The following is a 20,613-nucleotide window of genomic DNA, read 5'->3' as shown; positions in this document are numbered from 1 at the left end:
CGCTACGTAAAGGTGTACATTGAGTTTGTAGGAGGTGATACTACGGAATACACAGTACAGAAGCTCGCAGAGCTAGCTGGAATCAGCACGCGAACCCTGCGCTACTACGATGAGTTTGGCATTCTTAAGCCGGCGAGAATCAACTCCTCGGGGTATCGTATCTATGGCCGCGCCGAAGTAGATCTACTACAGCAAATTTTATTTTATCGAGAGCTTGGCTTAAGCCTGGAACGAATCAAAGCTATAATGACCGAACCGTCCTTCGACGGGGCCAAGGCGCTACGGGAGCATCATGACAAGCTGCTTGAAAAGAGACATCAATTAGATCTATTAATTGCTAACGTCGAACAGACGCTGGCTCACCAAGAAGGGAGAATGACCATGAGTGACGCTGAAAAATTCGAAGGCTTTAAGCAAAAGCTGGTAGACGATAACGAGAAGAAATACGGTCAAGAAATTCGGGAGAAATACGGGGACAGCACCGTGGATCAATCCAACAAGAAGCTTAAAGGCATGACAGAGGAGCAATATGCGGCTATACAGCAGCTTGAGGAGGAGATGTTCGAGACGCTAGTGCAGGCAATGGAGCATGGAGATCCTGCCAGTGTATTGGCGCAAAAAAGTGCTGACCTGCACCGCCAGTGGCTCTCCTTCTACTGGGATTCCTATTCCAAAGAAGCGCATGCTGGTGTTGCGCAAATGTATGTTGATGATGAGCGTTTTACCAAGTATTATGACAAGCGTAGTCCTGGACTTGCTGCTTTCTTAAGGGATGCTGTTCACGTATACACGGGAACAAAATAATGAAATAGAAATAGAGCGGCATCGGAAATCCGGTTGCCGCTCTATTTCTATTATTCGGAACCTTCCAATAACTCCTATAGACTGCGATGCAGCAGCGACAGTACATTGCGCAGCTCAACCACAGCAATCTGACCTGGTGCAGAAGGTTTATGTGCCGCTCCGAAGGTTAGCGCTGAACCGAAAACTTCACCGGCTAAACGGCTGATTACCCCAGCTCCCGCCATGGACATCGTTATAATCGGACGGTCCGCATATTGTTCTTTCATCTTATGGGTAGCTTCTAGTAATGTCAGTACATCCCCCGCATCCTGAGGCATCACCGCGATTTTGGGCAAATCTCCGCCAAGCTCCTGTGCCTTGCATAGCCGCGAGATGATCTCCTCTTGAGAAGGTGTTCCATGAAAATCATGATTCGATATAATGACAGCCACGTTATGAGTATGAGCAGTCTCGACTAGTAACTTCACATTCTGTTCCTCATTGAATAATTCAACATCTATTATATCTGCTAATCCGCTTTCGGCAGCAGCTATATTTAACGCTATGTAATATTCCGTGCTGACCTGCTTTTCGCCGCCTTCTTTGGCACTCCGAAAAGTAAAAATCAGTGGTAACTCCGGAATTACAGAATGAATTTGTTTTAACGCTGACTTAACCGCCTCTACGTCTTCAACTTCATCAAAAAAATCCGTCCGCCACTCCACCAAATCGGGACTCAGTTCTTTCAACGCTTCGGCTTCCTGTTTCAATTCAGACAAGGTAGCTCCAATCAACGGAACACATATTTTAGGAATTCCTTCGCCGATGATCACATTTTTAATAGTTACTGTCCTGCTCATAATTTCAGCCCCTTATCCAGTCGTCTACTATAGATTCTGTACTTGTTTATTCTACTACCGATACATGTTTTAGAAACTGTTCAACCTCTGATAACTGCGGCAGCGATGGGATTGCGCCTTCTTTCCCTACAGCCAGTGCTCCAACAGCGTTAGCGAAGCTCACAGCTTCTTCCAACGTTTTGCCTAAAACCAATTGCTGGGCTAATGCCCCATTGAATGAATCTCCCGCAGCAACCGTATCTATCGCCTTGACCGGGAATCCCGGAACTGACTTAGCACCCTCAGCATTAACGATTAATGCACCTTTAGATCCCAAGGTAACGATAACGTTCTTAACACCCTTTTGCAGCAAAATGCGGGCCGCCTGCTCAGCAGTCTCTAAACTATCTACCGTCATTCCAGTCAAAATCCCCGCTTCAGTCTCATTAGGAGTCAGATACGATACTTGACCCAGCATCTCATCTTTAAGCACTCTTGCTGGTGCTGGATTCAGAATAACCGGAATTCCATGACGATGTGCAATGGCAATAGCATGCTCACTCATCGCCAGTTCCATTTCAAGCTGCATCACAATCATCTCAGCCTGGCTAATCACAGACTCTAACGCCTGTATATCGTCCACAGATAGATCAATATTCGCTCCGGGTACAACGATAATCCGATTTTCTCCATCTTCTTCAATAACGATTGAAGCTACGCCTGTTGCCTCAATTTCACTCACCGAGATATGCTCTATATGAATACCCTCTTGCTTAATAATCTCCAGCATTTCGCTTCCAAAGGTATCTTTTCCGACGCTGCCGATCATACTAACCTCAGCACCTAGACGGGCTGCAGCAACGGCTTGATTCGCTCCCTTTCCACCGGGAGATAGAGCAAATGCTTGTCCCATAAGTGTTTCTCCTGCATTCGGTGCCCGGTTCGTACGTACTACCATATCCATATTTAAGCTTCCAATCACAACTATACCCAACTTAGACACCACCATTAATTATTTCTTCAATCTCTTTATCTTAGGGTCTTCCCTCCACTTTATCAATCACTTCCGTCGATTTTGCACCTAATTGGCTATTTTCACCAAATCGACGTTATGCTTTTACAGATAAAGTGTGCTAGAATAATGTTGTGCAATCGCTTCCACAACGATTGTCGACTGTTTTTTGAGCAAACGTTTGCATCGTAGATAATGCCAGCAGCTTTACTGCAATTCAATCTAATCCGCGATTAGGAGGCTTATCAAGTGAACGAACAAAAATTACCATCAGTAGCTTATTTCAGTATGGAGTACGGGTTACATTCCGATTTCAAAATGTATGCCGGAGGGCTTGGAATTCTTGCCGGTGATTACATTAAGGGAGCCAAAGATATCAACGCTCCTATCATCCCTATTGGGCTGAAGTGGAAACAAGGTTATACGGACCAAAAGATTGATGCGAACGGAAATCCGTACGACTCCTATCACAATTATGTTTATGATTTTCTAGAAGATACAGGGGTTAAGGTAACCGTTAAAGTCAGAAAGACCGATGTGGTATGCAAAGTATGGAAGACTGATTATTTTGGCAACAGCACGTTGTATTTACTGGATACGGATATCCCCGAGAATAATGATGCCTGGATTACCGGACAATTGTACGGCTGGTTTGGCGAGGAACGAATCGCACAAGAGATCGTACTGGGTATCGGTGGAGTCAAAGCTATGCGTGCGCTAGGAATTCCGATTGATGTCTATCATTTCAACGAAGGTCATGCAGCCTTAGCAGCCATCGAGCTAATCCGTGAGAAAATGTCAGGAGGCAACACCTTTGAGGAAGCTTGGAAAGCTACTCGGGAAGAGGTTGTGTTCACTACACATACGCCGATAAAAGAAGGCAACGAAACCCATCCGCTAGATCGTCTAGAGTACATGAGTGCATTCAATGGTTTAAGCCGCGAGCAGATGGAGCGAATCGGTGGTGATCCGTTCAACATGACGGTTGCCGGTCTGCGACTCTCCCGCATATCTAATGCAGTAGCGCAGCTTCATGCGGATACAGCTAATAAAATGTGGAAAGAGGTTGCTGGACGATCGGACATCATTGGTATTACTAATGCTATTCATACCCCTACTTGGGTAGATGAAAGAATCACGCAAGCCTATGAAGAAAATGGCGATCTATGGGCAGTACATCAAGAAATTAAGGGTGAACTGATTGATTTTATCAAAGAACGGTCCGGCATTAGTCTAAATGCTGACAATCTACTCATTGGCTTCTCACGCAGAGCTGCTCCTTATAAACGTAGTGACCTGATTTTCTCGCAGCCGGAAATTATTGAGCCTTATCTGGAGTCTGGAAAAATACAAATCGTCTTCTCTGGCAAAGCCCATCCGCTCGATGATAACGGCAAAAAAATTGTCAGCAATCTAGTGGCGATGATGAAAAAATATCCGAAAAGTGTTGTCTTCTTGGAGAACTACGATATGACTATCGGAGCACAGCTGACTCGCGGTTCTGATATTTGGCTGAACAATCCGCGTAGACCACTGGAAGCAAGCGGAACCTCCGGGATGAAGGCAGCTATGAACGGCGTATTGAACTGTTCCATACTAGATGGCTGGTGGCCGGAAGCCTGTATAGATGGCGAGAATGGCTGGCAGATTGGAGACGGCTTTGAGACAACCGACTTCGAGGTTCTGGATAAGCATGATAGTGATGCGTTATACGACACCTTATTAAATCGTGTACTCCCTACCTATTACGAGAATCAGGACAAGTGGGTAGAAATGATGAAGAAGAGTATTGAAACGACTCGTACCGAATTTGCCACCAAACGAATGCTAGATGAATATTACAACAGAATGTATATTAAATAATAAGTGTAGAAAACGGATATCTTTCTTTCAAAAAAGTACAGCGTACCCCTCCAGCGATGGTAGAGGTACGCTGTTTCTTTTTTAATTCTGGTTAGCAATTAATCACTAGATCTATCATATACTTCTGAATGTGACGGCGATTACCACATACTGTAATGTGTCAATTATTCAAAAAGTATTGCATTTTCTCCAAAAAACATTAATATAGAACTTATACTAAATCTAAAATCAAATCTTACGAGGTGATTCTATTAATGGGCTCCAATAATAATAATCTTACAACCAGCTGGGGTGCTCCAGTAGGCGACAATCAAAACTCAATGACAGCCGGTGATCGCGGTCCTACTTTGCTGCAAGATGTTCATCTGCTTGAGAAATTAGCCCACTTTAACAGAGAACGTGTTCCTGAACGCGTCGTTCATGCTAAAGGCGCTGGCGCTCATGGGTACTTTGAGGTCACTCAAGATTTGACCCAATATACAAAAGCAAATTTCTTGTCTAAGGTAGGCAAGCGTACACCTCTGTTCATCCGTTTCTCAACGGTAGCTGGTGAGCTAGGTTCTGCTGATACTGTTCGGGACCCTCGTGGTTTTGCTGTGAAATTCTATACTGAAGAAGGAAACTATGATCTCGTAGGTAACAATACACCTGTATTCTTCGTTCGTGATGCAATCAAGTTCCCTGATTTTATTCATACACAGAAGCGTGATCCACAGACACACTTAAAGAACCCTAATGCGGTTTGGGACTTCTGGTCTTTATCACCAGAATCTCTACATCAGGTTACGATTTTGATGTCAGATCGCGGAATTCCAGCTACGCTGAGACATATGCACGGGTTCGGAAGCCACACCTTCAAGTGGGTAAATGCCGAAGGCAATACCGTCTGGGTGAAATATCACTTCAAAACAGAACAAGGGATTAAGAATCTTGATCCAGAACTAGCTACCAAAATCGCTGGGGAGAACCCAGATTATCATACAGAGGACTTGTTCAATGCTATTGATAAAGGAGATTTCCCTGCGTGGAAGCTCTACGTGCAGATTATGCCGATCGAAGATGCAAAGACTTACCGCTTTGATCCATTTGATGTAACAAAAGTATGGTCACAAAAGGATTATCCATTAATTGAGGTTGGCCGCATGGTATTGGATCGCAATCCAGAGAACTACTTCGCGGAAGTAGAGCAAGTTACGTTCTCTCCTGGCTCTTTCGTCCCTGGTATTGAAGCTTCTCCTGATAAATTGCTACAGGGTCGACTGTTTGCTTACGGCGATGCTCACCGTCACCGTGTAGGACCTAACCATAACAGCCTGCCTATCAACCGTCCAAAGGTAGAAGTGAAGAACTATCAACGTGACGGCGGTATGGCACTCGGCAACAATGGCGGATCAGGTGCTTATTACGAGCCTAACAGCTTAGGTGGACCTAAAGAAGCACCACAGTACAAAACATCACCATTCGAAGTAACTGGAAATGCCGACAGTGTCTCCTATAATAGTGATGATCATTACACACAACCTGGTGACTTGTATCGCCTGATGAGTGAAGAAGAACGTACCCGTCTTGTTCAAAATATCGTAGGCGCTATGACACCCGTTGAAAGTAACGATATTAAACTTCGCCAAATTGTACATTTTTATAAAGCTGATCCAGAATTGGGACAGCGTGTCGCATCCGGTTTAGGATTATCTGTCCCAGACGGAGTGTAAGACTGTAAATGCACTTATACAAACAAAGAGGACCTTTACCCGTAATGGGAAAGGTCCTCTTTTGTTTGTAAGAAAAGTTATCGATTTAAGTATTCCAATTTAGGGGCTAATTAGCTAAACATATAATACATAAGAACGATCACGATGCACAGCGTGGAGACAACCGATAAGCATGAAAAAAACGTATTCCAGTTATTGCCTTTCATTTGTCTTATACACGACCAGTATTGTGCTTCTTTGATGCTCTGCCCCATCACGTGAAGATTTAACTATCGAACCGTAACAAATATTCACAATCTGTTCCTCCCGCAGCCCTGCCAAGAACTCATTTGCCTTATTCTCAGCATACGAATTATCCGCATCTACAAACTCTTTTACTTGAATCATCCTGATCTCTCCTTTGATAAATTTATTAGTTAATTTTTATGTCTAGATTCTATAGGTAAACTCAACGAAATGTACATGGCGCGTATCACTCCCCTGGTAACATTAATGTAAAAACATCATCGAAATATAGTATAGGCATTCCGCAGTTTTCTACGAAATGCCTATAACATCAGCCTATCATAGCACCCAAATATGTAATAGTCAAACGTTTTAAATACAATATTTAGTAAGAATTAATTGCCTTTACAAAATGGATTGGATTTACATATAGAAGCTGTTATACTGATCAGAAGGTTCCCTCTAGGGGACCTCTATTTGTATAGGAGGGATTTTAATATGGCAACGCGTCATAACAAATTTGCAAAGAATGTGCTACTTAGAGGGGGTGAAATCTACTATGAACCATAGTCTAATTTATGAAGGCTCAAGGACACAATTGGTCCAGCAGCTTATATATTTTGATGAGGAAAAAATCGCATTTCTAAATCAATATTTCCCGGAACGAAGTAAACAAAGAAGCAATGCTGAAACGTTGCTGTCCCGTTATTGCTCCGAGCTGGAACAATTACTATCCCGTTTTAATGGAGAAGAATTGAACTCACTCGTATTGATTGGAAGTCAGCTTCAGCTTCGTTACTTAGACGACAATACTACAGATACCTACACCATCGTATTTCCAAACCAGGCTGAACCCAATGATAACAAGATTTCAATGTTCTCGCCTATTGGCATGCAGCTACTGTTAGCTCAGATCGGTAGCACATGCCTGTTAGCCATACCTTCAGGTGAACTGTCGGTAATGATCGAAAGTATTAAGTTTGTGAATTGTGGTGAGGTAGCCGTTCTTATTTAAGCCACCCCGAGCATATCCACCAACGTAAACAGCGTCCTCTTCCTTATGACGGGAAAGGGACGCTGTTCTTATGTTCATACCTTGCATCGATTATTCGTATTCTTATTTTAGCCTCAATCCATCTGCGAGCTTGCTAACTGATTTCTCGATACGTGATGCTCTGGTTTCAGGTCTTTTCGCTGCTTCGATCCAAGATACATATTCCTTCTGATAAGAATAAGCCCGACCGTTATAATAAGCTTCTGCCTGCTCATGGCTACTCAGCGCATCAAGGAAATCCTCTGGGGCTTCTACCTCTCGTAATTGATGATCATACTCCATCGTCACACGCACAATATCACCAGGTTGAGCTTTAGCTAGATCCCGTAGTTCTTTCTTTACCACCATAAAATGCTTTCCGTTTCCATGGGGCATAAGCGTTCCTCTATAGGGGATTCCATTTACACTTCCTTTTACCTGTATTCTGGACTTTGTTTCAAATATTTGTTCGGCATCAAAAGGGACGTTAAGATAAGTCCAGCTCCCACTTGCATCAGGTCGCACTAATTTAGCTTCAAATTCAAACATAGCTACCTCCTCAAGTAAAAGCCCTAAGTTCTATTGTATCCATATGAATGTAACTATACAAAAAAACACCTGCCTATAATAGACAGGTGTTTCTTAATTATAAGCGGGTGATGGGAATCGAACCCACGCTATCAGCTTGGAAGGCTGAAGTTCTACCATTGAACTACACCCGCAAAGGTATAAAATCGGGATGACACGATTTGAACATGCGACCCCCTGGTCCCAAACCAGGTGCTCTACCAAGCTGAGCTACATCCCGTCAAAACATGTAATGACTTAGTAATAAAAATGGCGCGCCCTGAGAGATTCGAACTCCCGGCCTTTTGATTCGTAGTCAAACGCTCTATCCAGCTGAGCTAAGGGCGCAAAAATTATGGAGCGGAAGACGGGAATCGAACCCGCGACCCTCGCCTTGGCAAGGCGATGCTCTACCGCTGAGCCACTTCCGCAAAATTGGTGCGCGTGAAGGGACTTGAACCCCCACGTCGTGAAACGCCAGATCCTAAGTCTGGTGCGTCTGCCATTCCGCCACACGCGCACACTTTAAAAATAATGGTGAGCCATGAAGGACTCGAACCTTCGACACCCTGATTAAAAGTCAGGTGCTCTACCAACTGAGCTAATGGCTCTCATAAATGGCTGGGGATATAGGATTTGAACCTATGCATGACGGAGTCAAAGTCCGTTGCCTTACCGCTTGGCTAATCCCCAACAATAATTAACTAAATGGCGGAACCGACGAGATTCGAACTCGCGATCTCCTGCGTGACAGGCAGGCATGTTAGGCCAACTACACCACGGTTCCACAGACATAATGCATAAATGTAAATTGGTTGCGGGGGCAGGATTTGAACCTGCGGCCTTCGGGTTATGAGCCCGACGAGCTACCGGGCTGCTCCACCCCGCGTCATTTAATAAGTATATACTATTCATTTACACTACGCCAGCTAGTCCCAAAACATCATGCTTAAGGAAAATTTGGTTGCGGGGGCAGGATTTGAACCTGCGGCCTTCGGGTTATGAGCCCGACGAGCTACCGGGCTGCTCCACCCCGCGTCGTTCTTAAATGAATATGGTGGAGGCTGAGGGGATCGAACCCCCGACCCTCTGCTTGTAAGGCAGATGCTCTCCCAGCTGAGCTAAGCCTCCATGTTATGACCCGTATGGGATTCGAACCCATGTTACCTCCGTGAAAGGGAGGTGTCTTAACCCCTTGACCAACGGGCCATGCTAATAAACTTTATGGCGGAGAGAGAGGGATACTCTCACTACGATCGAGATTGCGAAGCATTCCTAACGAAGCTTATGCTTCAACGAACCACCAAGGCTTCTCATCCCTAACAGGGAAGTAAATTCATGGCGGAGAGAGAGGGATTCGAACCCTCGAGACGCTTGTGGCGCCTACACGATTTCCAATCGTGCTCCTTCGGCCAAACTCGGACACCTCTCCATAAATGGCTCCCCGAACAGGACTCGAACCTGTGACAACTCGATTAACAGTCGAGTGCTCTACCAACTGAGCTATCAGGGAATATGGTGGGCCTTAGTGGACTCGAACCACCGACCTCACCCTTATCAGGGGTGCGCTCTAACCAGCTGAGCTAAAGGCCCTTTTAAGACATACGAATATTAAGGGCAAAAAAAATACCACGGGTAATGTGGTTGTCCGCTTGGCGGCGTCCTACTCTCCCAGGACCCTTCGGTCCAAGTACCATCGGCGCTGGAGGGCTTAACGGTCGTGTTCGGGATGGGTACGCGTGGAACCCCTCCGCTATCGCCACCAAACGGGCATTACAGCGTAATGCTCAGGCTTAATCGCCTGAAAACTGAATCCGAATTGAATTTGCGTTTTAAGTATAGGATAAGCCCTCGACCGATTAGTATTGGTCAGCTCCATGCATTACTGCACTTCCACCTCCAACCTATCTACCTCGTCGTCTTCAAGGGGTCTTACTAATTGGGAAATCTCATCTTGAGGGGGGCTTCACGCTTAGATGCTTTCAGCGCTTATCCCGTCCGTACGTAGCTACCCAGCCATGCTTCTGGCGGAACAACTGGTGCACCAGCGGTACGTCCATCCCGGTCCTCTCGTACTAAGGACAGCTCCTCTCAAATTTCCTGCGCCCACGACAGATAGGGACCGAACTGTCTCACGACGTTCTGAACCCAGCTCGCGTACCGCTTTAATGGGCGAACAGCCCAACCCTTGGGACCTACTTCAGCCCCAGGATGCGATGAGCCGACATCGAGGTGCCAAACCTCCCCGTCGATGTGGACTCTTGGGGGAGATAAGCCTGTTATCCCCAGGGTAGCTTTTATCCGTTGAGCGATGGCCCTTCCATGCGGTACCACCGGATCACTAAGTCCGACTTTCGTCCCTGCTCGACTTGTAGGTCTCGCAGTCAAGCTCCCTTATGCCTTTGCACTCTTCGAATGATTTCCAACCATTCTGAGGGAACCTTGGAACGCCTCCGTTACTCTTTAGGAGGCGACCGCCCCAGTCAAACTGCCCGCCTGACACGGTCCCCGTACCCGATTAGGGCACTAGGTTAGAACCTAGATACGATCAGGGTGGTATCCCAACGGCGCCTCCACCGAAGCTTGCGCTCCGATTTCTACGGCTCCCACCTATCCTGTACAGATCGTACCCAAATTCAATATCAAGCTGCAGTAAAGCTCCATGGGGTCTTTCCGTCTTGTCGCGGGTAACCTGCATCTTCACAGGTATTAAAATTTCACCGGATCTCTCGTTGAGACAGCGCCCAAGTCGTTACGCCATTCGTGCGGGTCAGAATTTACCTGACAAGGAATTTCGCTACCTTAGGACCGTTATAGTTACGGCCGCCGTTTACTGGGGCTTCGGTTCATAGCTTCGGGTTACCCCTAACCACTCCCCTTAACCTTCCAGCACCGGGCAGGCGTCAGCCCGTATACTTCGCCTTGCGGCTTCGCACAGACCTGTGTTTTTGCTAAACAGTCGCTTGGGCCTTTTCACTGCGGCCCCCTCGTGCTATTCACACTACCGGGGCACCCCTTCTCCCGAAGTTACGGGGTCATTTTGCCGAGTTCCTTAACGAGAGTTCTTCCGCGCGCCTTAGAATTCTCTTCTCGCCTACCTGTGTCGGTTTGCGGTACGGGCACCTTCTCCTGGCTAGAGGCTTTTCTTGGCAGTGTGAGATCATGACCTTCGCTACTACAATTTTCGCTCCCCATCACAGCCCAGCCTTAACGATGTGCGGATTTGCCTACACATCAGCCTCACTGCTTAGACGGACATATCCATCAGTCCGCGTCACTACCCTCCTGCGTCACCCCATCGCTCATAGCGGATTACGGTGGTACAGTAATTTCAAACTGTTGTCCTTCGACTACGCCTTTCGGCCTCGCCTTAGGTCCCGACTTACCCTGAGCGGACGAGCCTTCCTCAGGAAACCTTGGGCTTTCGGCGGATCAGATTCTCACTGATCTTTTCGTTACTCATACCGGCATTCTCACTTGTATGCTGTCCAGCGCTCCTTACGGTACACCTTCAACCCACATACAACGCTCCCCTACCCCAGATACATACGTATCTAGCCATAGCTTCGGTGGTGTGTTTAGCCCCGTTACATTTTCGGCGCAGAGTCACTCGACCAGTGAGCTATTACGCACTCTTTCAATGGTGGCTGCTTCTAAGCCAACATCCTGGTTGTCTGTGCAACTCCACATCCTTTCCCACTTAACACACACTTGGGGACCTTAGCTGATGGTCTGGGCTGTTTCCCTTTTGACAATGGATCTTAGCACTCACTGTCTGACTCCCGGCAATAAGTATATGGCATTCGGAGTTTGACTGAGCTTGGTAATCCTTGCGGACCCCGCACCCAATCAGTGCTCTACCTCCACTACTCTTATACCGAGGCTAGCCCTAAAGCTATTTCGGGGAGAACCAGCTATCTCCGAGTTCGATTGGAATTTCTCCGCTACCCCCACCTCATCCCCGCACTTTTCAACGTGCGTGGGTTCGGGCCTCCAGTGCGTGTTACCGCACCTTCACCCTGGACAGGGGTAGATCACACGGTTTCGGGTCTACGTCCACATACTCATTCGCCCTATTCAGACTCGCTTTCGCTGCGGCTCCGTCTTCTCGACTTAACCTTGCATGTTAAACGTAACTCGCCGGTTCATTCTACAAAAGGCACGCCATCACCCATTAATAGGGCTCTGACTTTTTGTAAGCACACGGTTTCAGGTTCTATTTCACTCCCCTTCCGGGGTGCTTTTCACCTTTCCCTCACGGTACTGTTTCACTATCGGTCGCCAGGTAGTATTTAGCCTTAGCAGATGGTCCTGCTGGATTCATACGGGGTTTCACGTGCCCCGCACTACTCGGGATCCGTCTCGGAGAGAACACAGTTTAGGCTACAGGGCTTTTACCTCTATCGCGGGCCTTTCCAGACCTCTTCGCCTACCATATTCCTTTGTAACTCCATGTGAGACGTCCCACAACCCCTAAGAGCAAGCTCTTAGGTTTAGGCTGTTCCGCGTTCGCTCGCCGCTACTGACGGAATCACTATTGTTTTCTCTTCCTCAGGGTACTTAGATGTTTCAGTTCCCCTGGTCTGCCTCTACATACCCTATGTATTCAGGTATGAGTAACTGCGAATTACCACAGCTGGGTTTCCCCATTCGGACACCCCCGGATCAAAGCTTGCTTACAGCTCCCCGAGGCAGTTTCGTTGTTCGCCACGTCCTTCGTCGGCTCCTGGCGCCTAGGCATCCTCCGTGTGCTCTTATTAGCTTAACCTTGATTTTTCCGCAGGAAAATATCATACGATATCTCTCTTGGAATCATTTCACTAATAACATTTACTTGTTTTACACAAGTTGCTAAAAGATGTTCTAAAACGCAAATTCGTTTCGGTATCCAGTTTTCAAGGATCAAGTCTTACTTGAGAGCTTAAACTCTCAAAACTGAGCAACGAGTGAGTAACAGGCCTAAACCTGAGATTGTGGAAGTTAAACTTCCGATTTGAATGTCTTCACTTCCGAAGACGATTCTCCATAGAAAGGAGGTGATCCAGCCGCACCTTCCGATACGGCTACCTTGTTACGACTTCACCCCAATCATCTACCCCACCTTCGGCGGCTGGCTCCCTTGCGGGTTACCCCACCGACTTCGGGTGTTGTAAACTCTCGTGGTGTGACGGGCGGTGTGTACAAGACCCGGGAACGTATTCACCGCGGCATGCTGATCCGCGATTACTAGCAATTCCGACTTCATGCAGGCGAGTTGCAGCCTGCAATCCGAACTGAGACCGGCTTTGATGGGATTGGCTCCACCTCGCGGCTTCGCTTCCCGTTGTACCGGCCATTGTAGTACGTGTGTAGCCCAGGTCATAAGGGGCATGATGATTTGACGTCATCCCCACCTTCCTCCGGTTTGTCACCGGCAGTCACTCTAGAGTGCCCAACATTACTTGCTGGCAACTAAAGTTAAGGGTTGCGCTCGTTGCGGGACTTAACCCAACATCTCACGACACGAGCTGACGACAACCATGCACCACCTGTCTCCTCTGTCCCGAAGGCCGCTGCTATCTCTAGCAGATTCAGAGGGATGTCAAGACCTGGTAAGGTTCTTCGCGTTGCTTCGAATTAAACCACATACTCCACTGCTTGTGCGGGTCCCCGTCAATTCCTTTGAGTTTCAGTCTTGCGACCGTACTCCCCAGGCGGAGTGCTTACTGTGTTAACTTCGGCACCAAGGGTATCGAAACCCCTAACACCTAGCACTCATCGTTTACGGCGTGGACTACCAGGGTATCTAATCCTGTTTGCTCCCCACGCTTTCGCGCCTCAGCGTCAGTTACAGCCCAGAAAGTCGCCTTCGCCACTGGTGTTCCTCCACATATCTACGCATTTCACCGCTACACGTGGAATTCCACTTTCCTCTTCTGTACTCAAGTCACCCAGTTTCCAGTGCGACCTTAGGTTGAGCCCAAGGTTTAAACACCAGACTTAAATGACCGCCTGCGCGCGCTTTACGCCCAATAATTCCGGACAACGCTTGCCCCCTACGTATTACCGCGGCTGCTGGCACGTAGTTAGCCGGGGCTTTCTTCTCAGGTACCGTCACTCCGGTAGCAGTTACTCTACCGGACGTTCTTCCCTGGCAACAGAGCTTTACGATCCGAAAACCTTCATCACTCACGCGGCGTTGCTCCGTCAGACTTTCGTCCATTGCGGAAGATTCCCTACTGCTGCCTCCCGTAGGAGTCTGGGCCGTGTCTCAGTCCCAGTGTGGCCGTTCACCCTCTCAGGTCGGCTACGCATCGTCGCCTTGGTGGGCCGTTACCCCACCAACTAGCTAATGCGCCGCAGGCCCATCCCTCAGTGACAGATTACTCCGTCTTTCATTCTTTTTTTCAGGAGAAAAAAGAAATTATCCGGTATTAGCTACCGTTTCCGGTAGTTATCCCAGTCTAAGGGGCAGGTTGCCTACGTGTTACTCACCCGTCCGCCGCTAAGTTATTTTGAAAGCAAGCTTTCAAAATAACTCCGCTCGACTTGCATGTATTAGGCACGCCGCCAGCGTTCGTCCTGAGCCAGGATCAAACTCTCCAATTAGTATTGAAAAGAGCGATATGCTCATTTTGAAACATCTGACGAGAAAATTAATTCTCACGATGAAATTTCAAAAGCGTAAAATACGCTGTGAAACTCATCAGTTTTGGATTTCACTTTCGTGATTTCCTACTCACTCGTTGTTCAGTTTTCAAAGATCAAGTTCTCGTTGGCGCCGTTTAATGTCTCAGCAGCAACTCTTATACTATATCATGTTCGGCTATTTAATGTCAAGCTCTTTTTTTAACTTCTTTTTCGAGCTCGGCATGTGTATTTCTTGGCCGGACTTAGAATATATCATGTATAGAGATTGAATGCAACACTTTTTTATAAATTAATATTACTTCGCATTTCCGTTACTTCATCATCTTCCGCCTCCGCTTACTTTAGTAAGGGTTTGAACAGTGTAAGAGTTCTTCTAAAAACCCCCATAAACAAAAAGGAGGCCCAGCAGATAAGCTGAGCCTCTTTGTTTGATACTTACTAAGCTTGAGTTCATTTCACACTGATACTAGTTTATTTCTGCCCTTTTTCTAACAAGGAAAGGATTATAGTAACTGCCTCTGCTCTTGTTGCCTTCTGGTTAGGCGCAAATTTATTCTGCCCTACACCATTCACAAGACCTGATTTCGCTGCTGCTGCAATATACGGCACAGCCCATGCTGGTACATCCTTAGCATCATTGAAGGTTAATGTCGCTTTAGGATCTACTGTAATGCCAAGAGCACGAACAACCATAACTGCTAATTCTGTACGCGTCAGCTCCTGTGTAGGACGGAATGTCCCATCATCATAGCCACTGATAATTTGCAAAGATACAGCCTGTGCTACAAAAGACTTTGCCCATGCTGGAATCTTCGCAGAATCCTTAAAGCTTGATGTATCACCATTGTCCGGCAATTGCAAAGCACGCGCCAGCATTGTGATAAATTCAACCCGATTTACTTTCTGATTCGGACGGAAAGTATTATCCGGATAACCACTAACAAAACCAGCTGCTACTGCTTTCTCGATAACAGCAGCTGCCCAGTGATTGCTAGTATCCGTTAAAGATGGCTTACTAACTGGCGTTGCAGTTGGGGAAGGCGCCGTTGTTGGTGCTGGTGTTGTTGTTGGCGCTACTGTTGGCGTTGGTGTTGCTGTCGGTTTTGTTGTTGGTGCTGTTGTTGGTGCTGTTGTTGGCGCTGTTGTTGGTGCTGTTGTTGGTGCTGTTGTTGGTGCTGTTGTCGGCTCTGTTGTTGGCGTCGGTGTTGGTGTTGGTGTTGGTGTAACTCCACCATTCTCATCACCTTTAACAATGCCGAACTCTTCAAGAACATATGGTTTAGCATCATTAACATTCTGATCAATCTCATAAGATACAGCTGTCAGCTTCCCTGCATCTACAGTGATACCAACAAAGGTCTGAACTTGACCGCGCATTGGACGCGTAGCATCACTTGGGTCCGCTCCGTATTTAGCAGCTGTATTCTCGTTTGCTACTTCAAAGAGGTTATAATACGCATCTCCCAACTCAGGTTTCATGTTCTTGTAGTAAACCTTTGCTCCTGCTGTAGCTGGAATCAGATAGATCGTTCCATCTGGGTTTACTGTGTACTCCACAGTTTGACCATTGAAGCTTTCCTTGATCTTCACTGTGTCTGCTGCAGTTCCGTCAGCCTTGATTGGCTTCGTCCGTGCATAAATATGATCGTGGCCTTGAAGAACCAAGTCAATGCCCAGTTCAGCCATCATTGGAGCGACTTTCGCTCTTTCTCCGTTTGCACCCATAATATCTTTGTCAGTAGCGTGGTTAGAGGTTGTGTATGGTCCTTTATGCATAGCGACGATAATCCACTTCGCTCCAGCAGCCTTCGCTGCTTTTACATCGGCCTTCATCCAATCCAACTGTGCTTTGCTGAAGTTAGCATATTCGTCCGAATTTTCATTCGTGTTCAAGACTACAAAGTGCGCATTGCTGTAATCATAAGAATAGTAAGCTCCTGTTTCTGTCGGTGAGCCTGCTGCTTCCTTAATATTGTAGTGCTCATAGAAGGCATTCGCTTTATCCTCATGATTCCCCGCAACTGGAACAATAGTCGTATTGAGCAAGGTTTCCTGCGAGTGGCCAAGCAACCAATTCCACTGTGATTCATTGGTTCCAGTATCTACGATATCTCCGTTAATCGCCACAAACTCTGCATTCGGGAATGTCGTAAGTGCTTTTGCCATCGTTTCACCGGAAAGAATCGCTTCATCTTCCGTCTTAGCCTGTGTGTCTGCCAGATCAATGAAAGTAAATGCACCTGTCTTAGCAGCAGTTTCGAAAGTTCCCACTGCACTCCACAATCCTAGTGCTTTATCACCTACACGGAAGTAGTATTTCGTATCAGCCTTAAGGTTAGCAGCTTCAGCTTTATGAACTAATTCATCCTTTGAATTTCTGGAAACAGCTGAACGTCCTGTAAACTCAGCAGCTTTTGTAAAGTCTGGAGTAACGCCCGTGTTCTCTACAACCTGCAGGTCGCTTCCTGCAGATTTCAACGCTGTGTACCAAGTGAATCCTTTAGCACTAACTGGGTCACCGTTAAAGGTAACGGTAACTTTTTTGATAGCATCGGTAGAAGCAACTTTAGCTGCTGAATTTGTTCTGTCACTTACAGCTTTGATAACAAATTGATAGGTTTGGTTTGGATTAGTATTTTCTACAGTGTAACTATACGAAGTTTGACCTTCCTTATTAGGAACACTGATCGTCCAATTTGCAGATACCAGATCATTTTGCTCATAAATGCGATATCCGGATACTGGTGCACCGGATGCAGGCGCGTCCCAAGTTAACGTGATTTTACCGCCATCTGCTACAGTAGCTTTTGCATTCTGCACAGGTTTAACAGCTACGTCAGACTTATGAATGCTGTACTTATCATACAAGTCTGTAGTTCCACCAGTTGTTGTGGTGTAGGCTTCGTACGAGAATTCATCGTTAGTTACAGTCATTCCTGTGAACATTTCCTTACCAGGCTGTTCGTATTTAGCTGCAAAAGGAAACGGACCTGCGCCAACATTATATTTTTTATTGCCCGCTGCATTCGTAATCAGGTACAGCGTACCCTTAGGATCAGTTACCACTCCGTTTTTGTCCGGCTTAATATCCGTCAACGGCTGATTGTTGTACATTTGATAGCTTCTAGTATAGGTGTGGTCATGTCCACCGATAACCATGTCAATACCAAGCTCATCAAATACCTTTGTCAAATTAGCTCTGTAATAGAGTACATCTGTATCATTTGTGTGACTGGCAACAGAATAAGGTGATTTATGCAAGAGCACAACCTTCCACTTCTGATCGCTTTTCGCGGCTTCACTGCGCAGCCACTCTACTTGTTTATTGTAAATTTCATTATTCTCAAGATTCGAGCTAGCACCATAATATTCTGTGTTAATAACCATAAAGTGTGCTGAACCGTAGTCAAAAGAATAGACAGAGCCATCTGGTTTTGCGCCCGTATTTGAGACATTAGGTAAATTAAAATGAGTTGTGTAATTGCTGTAACTCTTACTTTCGTGATTACCTACCAGTGGAACCAATGGAATATTTGCTAGAATATCCTTTGGTTTATTGAAGAACCATCCCCATTGCTCCTCAATATCACCGTTGTCTACCAAATCACCGGAATTCAGAATGAATTCACTTGTCGGGAATTTAGCCAATCCCTCTTGAAGGGTATGATTCCAAATATCAAAATCACCTTCAGTTGTTCCTTGAGAGTCCGTTGTATATAAGAACTTAAAGGCCTGATTACTGGAGCTTTCTGTTGTAAACGTTCCGATGTCACTCCAATTGTCAGCTTGTCCATCCCCAGCACGGTAAGCATACTCCGTTCCCGGCTGCAATTTGTCGGCAATGACCTTATGGCTAGTCAGTACCACTGGTTTCTTGGCTGATTTATCCGCTTTTGTCATATACACGCTTGTTGTAACAGATGTTCCCTCGTAAGTTTGAGCATCTACTGGAAACTGACCATTCACTACTTTAGAAGCTTCTACTACTTCAAGCTTGGTGCCTGTTACTTTCTCAGGTGCATACCAATTGAACCCCATACTAGTCTGAGGGTTTCCGTTAAAGGTAAGCGCGATTGACTCAGGCTTCCCAACTCCAGGTTCTTCAGTCTCTACTACCGGATAAGCAATCAGGTTCATATCCCAGTACAAGTCAGAGCTACCATCACTCGACTGATGAACCTCAGCTGAAAGCTCATTACTTCCATCCATCAAGTTAGCCTTTACGACTTCAGTAAGGTCTACCTTGGTATATTCGTTTGGATCACTTAAGTTAGTTGAGCTTTTGGTTTGGAAAGTGATTTCACCCGCTGGCATAGCCTCACGGTAGATTTCTTTACCGTTCAAATATAGTACAGCTCCGTCATCAAATGCGAAGTTGCCCAAGATTTTATCGGATTTCATAATCTCTTCCTTATTCACCGTTACGTTTGTACGGAAGTAAGAAGTACGATATTTCATACTCTTATTAGAACCGTAGCTTATATTTGTGTTCAGAGCACCAAATTGCTTGCTGCTGACTCCGCTTCCATTATCTTTATAACCAAGCGGTGCTTGACCAGACGCCCATGCTGAATCGTCGTACACGGACCGCCATACCGTCCCTTGATCTGTTCCGTGATCTAGATACTTCCACGTAGAATTCGCTGCCAATAATGTAACAGGCTCTAGCGATTGTAATTGCAGTAATCCAGCATCCCCATTGCTGTCTTCAGCATAAGCTGGCATTCCTGTGAATGTAATTCCCAGTACCATAACGAAAGCTAAGGTCATGGATACAGCTTGTTTAAATAACCTGTTCATAATCAGTCTCCCTTACTGTTCTATGAAATGCTTGCATCCATTTATAGTAACTATCAAATATTTTCGCAATGTCTTTATAAACATAGAAGTTTGTAAAGTACATCATGTATGTATTCTTACAAAAGTGGTTACAGTAACGGCAAGGTTGCCAATCAAGGAGGATAAACATGGACGATACTCATGCTTTTGTAGAAAAAGTACACGACACCCAAAAGAAAGCTGAAAAGAATAAAGAACATCACGGTAAAAGTACACCAAGTCAAAAGCTGCCAAATAAACAGCACAGTAAGTAAAAGCTTTAAACGATCAGCTCTCAAACACGACAAAAAAAAGCAGCAAGCCTCTCCAACTATGGGAGACTTGCTGCTTTACTTTTTAAAGCACAAAGAGAAGTGTTAAAGAAAACCTTATTTACTCCATTTCACTACATTCACTGCTACTTTTTCTAATTGCGTCTTACTCAGTGTTTTATTTGGGGAACTAATCGTAACAAAACGATCATCCAGTTTATAGGTCAAGAACAACGAATCGCTGGATGGGCTGTACCATTTAGCTTCGGTTCCATTAGAGAGCTTTACAGTTTCACCTTTGTAATCGTAAGCATAATCACGAGGAGAAATGTTCACCTTCATCTGCTTAAACAGAAAGTTCACACCATCATCAGAGCCTACCACTTTTTGGAATGCGTCTCCACTCACCATTTGAGTAGGTGCATAGGCTGTTTCGAAACCTTGGAAATTGGCGAAGGCTTTAACAATCTCTTCTTTCTGAGTGCTGCTGTATTGTACAGGAGTCAGAGAAATAGTGTCAGTCACCGAGCCTCCTGTGCCAAGAATAACCTGATTGTTCACCGCATCAAAGGTCACAGGCACCTTCATCACATCAGCAATCGCACGTACAGGAAGATAGGTTGTATTGTTATAAGTAATTGGCGCCAACGCGTTCCCTTTATTATCAACTGGCGTATACGCCGTACCATTCACCTTAAAACCAATGCTGTGATTGAGGTATGCAGTGATTTTTTGAAGTTTAGTTCCCGCATATACACCGGCTGATCCTGTAACTACCATCCCAAACACCATTGTTGCTATGATTATTTTTTTATTTTTCATAAGTAAGCCCTCCTTGGAAGTTCAATCTTTGTTCTTA

Annotated in this window: 11 protein-coding genes, 15 tRNA genes and 3 rRNA genes; 5 read left to right on the top strand and 24 right to left on the bottom strand. The window is 45.8% G+C overall.

The window, feature by feature from the left end:
- Window positions 1-12: 12 nt before the first annotated feature.
- A complete protein-coding gene (locus tag NST74_RS04150; RefSeq protein ID WP_341110506.1) occupies window positions 13-804 on the top strand; it encodes a MerR family transcriptional regulator in 792 nt (263 codons plus the stop codon).
- Between the two features lie 74 nt (window positions 805-878).
- Here NST74_RS04150 and aroD read toward each other — a convergent pair whose 3' ends face one another.
- Both aroD and rbsK read right to left on the bottom strand, forming a co-directional pair.
- The gene (aroD, locus tag NST74_RS04145; RefSeq protein WP_341110504.1) at window positions 879-1,643 is read right to left on the bottom strand and encodes a type I 3-dehydroquinate dehydratase; all 765 of its coding nucleotides are present in this window, start codon (window positions 1,641-1,643) and stop codon (window positions 879-881) included.
- A gap of 46 nt (window positions 1,644-1,689) precedes the next feature.
- Window positions 1,690-2,631, bottom strand: coding sequence for a ribokinase (gene rbsK, locus NST74_RS04140; RefSeq protein WP_341110503.1), 942 nt, complete (start codon window positions 2,629-2,631; stop codon window positions 1,690-1,692).
- A gap of 252 nt (window positions 2,632-2,883) precedes the next feature.
- Between rbsK and glgP the strand changes: the two genes are divergently transcribed.
- Together glgP and katA are read left to right on the top strand one after the other, a co-directional pair.
- A complete protein-coding gene (gene glgP / locus NST74_RS04135; protein ID WP_341110502.1) occupies window positions 2,884-4,497 on the top strand; it encodes an alpha-glucan family phosphorylase in 1,614 nt (537 codons plus the stop codon).
- A gap of 254 nt (window positions 4,498-4,751) precedes the next feature.
- Window positions 4,752-6,209: a catalase KatA gene (gene katA / locus NST74_RS04130; protein ID WP_341110500.1), complete on the top strand. Its 1,458-nt coding sequence runs from the start codon at window positions 4,752-4,754 to the stop codon at window positions 6,207-6,209.
- 192 nt (window positions 6,210-6,401) lie between these two features.
- On the opposite strand, the gene NST74_RS04125 is transcribed toward katA, so the two are convergent.
- The gene (locus NST74_RS04125) at window positions 6,402-6,596 is read right to left on the bottom strand and encodes a sporulation protein Cse60 (RefSeq protein ID WP_042124253.1); all 195 of its coding nucleotides are present in this window, start codon (window positions 6,594-6,596) and stop codon (window positions 6,402-6,404) included.
- A gap of 397 nt (window positions 6,597-6,993) precedes the next feature.
- Here NST74_RS04125 and NST74_RS04120 point away from each other — a divergent pair, with 397 nt between their 5' ends.
- A complete protein-coding gene (locus NST74_RS04120) occupies window positions 6,994-7,449 on the top strand; it encodes a GreA/GreB family elongation factor (RefSeq protein WP_341110497.1) in 456 nt (151 codons plus the stop codon).
- Between the two features lie 102 nt (window positions 7,450-7,551).
- Here NST74_RS04120 and NST74_RS04115 read toward each other — a convergent pair whose 3' ends face one another.
- The 20 genes from NST74_RS04115 to NST74_RS04020 form a co-directional block, all read right to left on the bottom strand.
- Entirely contained in the window at window positions 7,552-8,016 is a 465-nt protein-coding gene (locus tag NST74_RS04115) for a YdeI/OmpD-associated family protein (RefSeq protein ID WP_341110496.1), read from the bottom strand.
- A gap of 102 nt (window positions 8,017-8,118) precedes the next feature.
- Window positions 8,119-8,189 (bottom strand) — tRNA-Gly (locus NST74_RS04110).
- A gap of 12 nt (window positions 8,190-8,201) precedes the next feature.
- Window positions 8,202-8,275: transfer RNA gene (locus NST74_RS04105), tRNA-Pro, on the bottom strand.
- Between the two features lie 30 nt (window positions 8,276-8,305).
- Window positions 8,306-8,382, bottom strand: a tRNA-Arg gene (locus NST74_RS04100).
- 8 nt (window positions 8,383-8,390) lie between these two features.
- A tRNA-Gly gene (locus NST74_RS04095) sits at window positions 8,391-8,465 on the bottom strand.
- A gap of 5 nt (window positions 8,466-8,470) precedes the next feature.
- A tRNA-Leu gene (locus NST74_RS04090) sits at window positions 8,471-8,554 on the bottom strand.
- 15 nt (window positions 8,555-8,569) lie between these two features.
- Window positions 8,570-8,645 (bottom strand) — tRNA-Lys (locus NST74_RS04085).
- Window positions 8,646-8,652: 7 nt separating this feature from the next.
- Window positions 8,653-8,727: transfer RNA gene (locus NST74_RS04080), tRNA-Gln, on the bottom strand.
- 16 nt (window positions 8,728-8,743) lie between these two features.
- Window positions 8,744-8,821: transfer RNA gene (locus tag NST74_RS04075), tRNA-Asp, on the bottom strand.
- Between the two features lie 25 nt (window positions 8,822-8,846).
- Window positions 8,847-8,923: transfer RNA gene (locus tag NST74_RS04070), tRNA-Met, on the bottom strand.
- A gap of 72 nt (window positions 8,924-8,995) precedes the next feature.
- Window positions 8,996-9,072 (bottom strand) — tRNA-Met (locus NST74_RS04065).
- A gap of 17 nt (window positions 9,073-9,089) precedes the next feature.
- Window positions 9,090-9,165: transfer RNA gene (locus NST74_RS04060), tRNA-Val, on the bottom strand.
- A gap of 6 nt (window positions 9,166-9,171) precedes the next feature.
- Window positions 9,172-9,243, bottom strand: a tRNA-Glu gene (locus NST74_RS04055).
- A gap of 130 nt (window positions 9,244-9,373) precedes the next feature.
- Window positions 9,374-9,466: transfer RNA gene (locus tag NST74_RS04050), tRNA-Ser, on the bottom strand.
- A 5-nt stretch (window positions 9,467-9,471) separates the two neighbouring features.
- Window positions 9,472-9,547 (bottom strand) — tRNA-Asn (locus NST74_RS04045).
- A gap of 3 nt (window positions 9,548-9,550) precedes the next feature.
- Window positions 9,551-9,627 (bottom strand) — tRNA-Ile (locus NST74_RS04040).
- Window positions 9,628-9,684: 57 nt separating this feature from the next.
- Window positions 9,685-9,801, bottom strand: a 5S ribosomal RNA gene (rrf, locus tag NST74_RS04035).
- A gap of 72 nt (window positions 9,802-9,873) precedes the next feature.
- Window positions 9,874-12,802 (bottom strand): 23S ribosomal RNA (locus NST74_RS04030).
- Between the two features lie 261 nt (window positions 12,803-13,063).
- Window positions 13,064-14,622: ribosomal RNA gene (locus NST74_RS04025) — 16S ribosomal RNA — on the bottom strand.
- The 16S, 23S and 5S rRNA genes sit together here with 15 tRNA genes alongside, the layout of an rRNA operon.
- A gap of 513 nt (window positions 14,623-15,135) precedes the next feature.
- Window positions 15,136-19,464: an S-layer homology domain-containing protein gene (locus NST74_RS04020; protein WP_341110495.1), complete on the bottom strand. Its 4,329-nt coding sequence runs from the start codon at window positions 19,462-19,464 to the stop codon at window positions 15,136-15,138.
- A 167-nt stretch (window positions 19,465-19,631) separates the two neighbouring features.
- On the opposite strand from NST74_RS04020, the gene NST74_RS04015 reads away from it, so the two are divergent.
- Window positions 19,632-19,757 (top strand): DUF4023 domain-containing protein, encoded by a 126-nt coding sequence (locus tag NST74_RS04015; RefSeq protein WP_052414454.1) that lies wholly within the window; start codon window positions 19,632-19,634, stop codon window positions 19,755-19,757.
- A gap of 114 nt (window positions 19,758-19,871) precedes the next feature.
- Here NST74_RS04015 and NST74_RS04010 read toward each other — a convergent pair whose 3' ends face one another.
- Entirely contained in the window at window positions 19,872-20,576 is a 705-nt protein-coding gene (locus tag NST74_RS04010; protein ID WP_341110494.1) for a hypothetical protein, read from the bottom strand.
- Window positions 20,577-20,613 lie beyond the last annotated feature (37 nt).

Source organism: Paenibacillus sp. FSL F4-0125, assembly GCF_038008565.1.
In the GTDB taxonomy this organism is placed as follows: Bacteria; Bacillota; Bacilli; order Paenibacillales; family Paenibacillaceae; genus Paenibacillus_AQ.
This window is presented reverse-complemented; position numbering and strand designations above follow the sequence as displayed.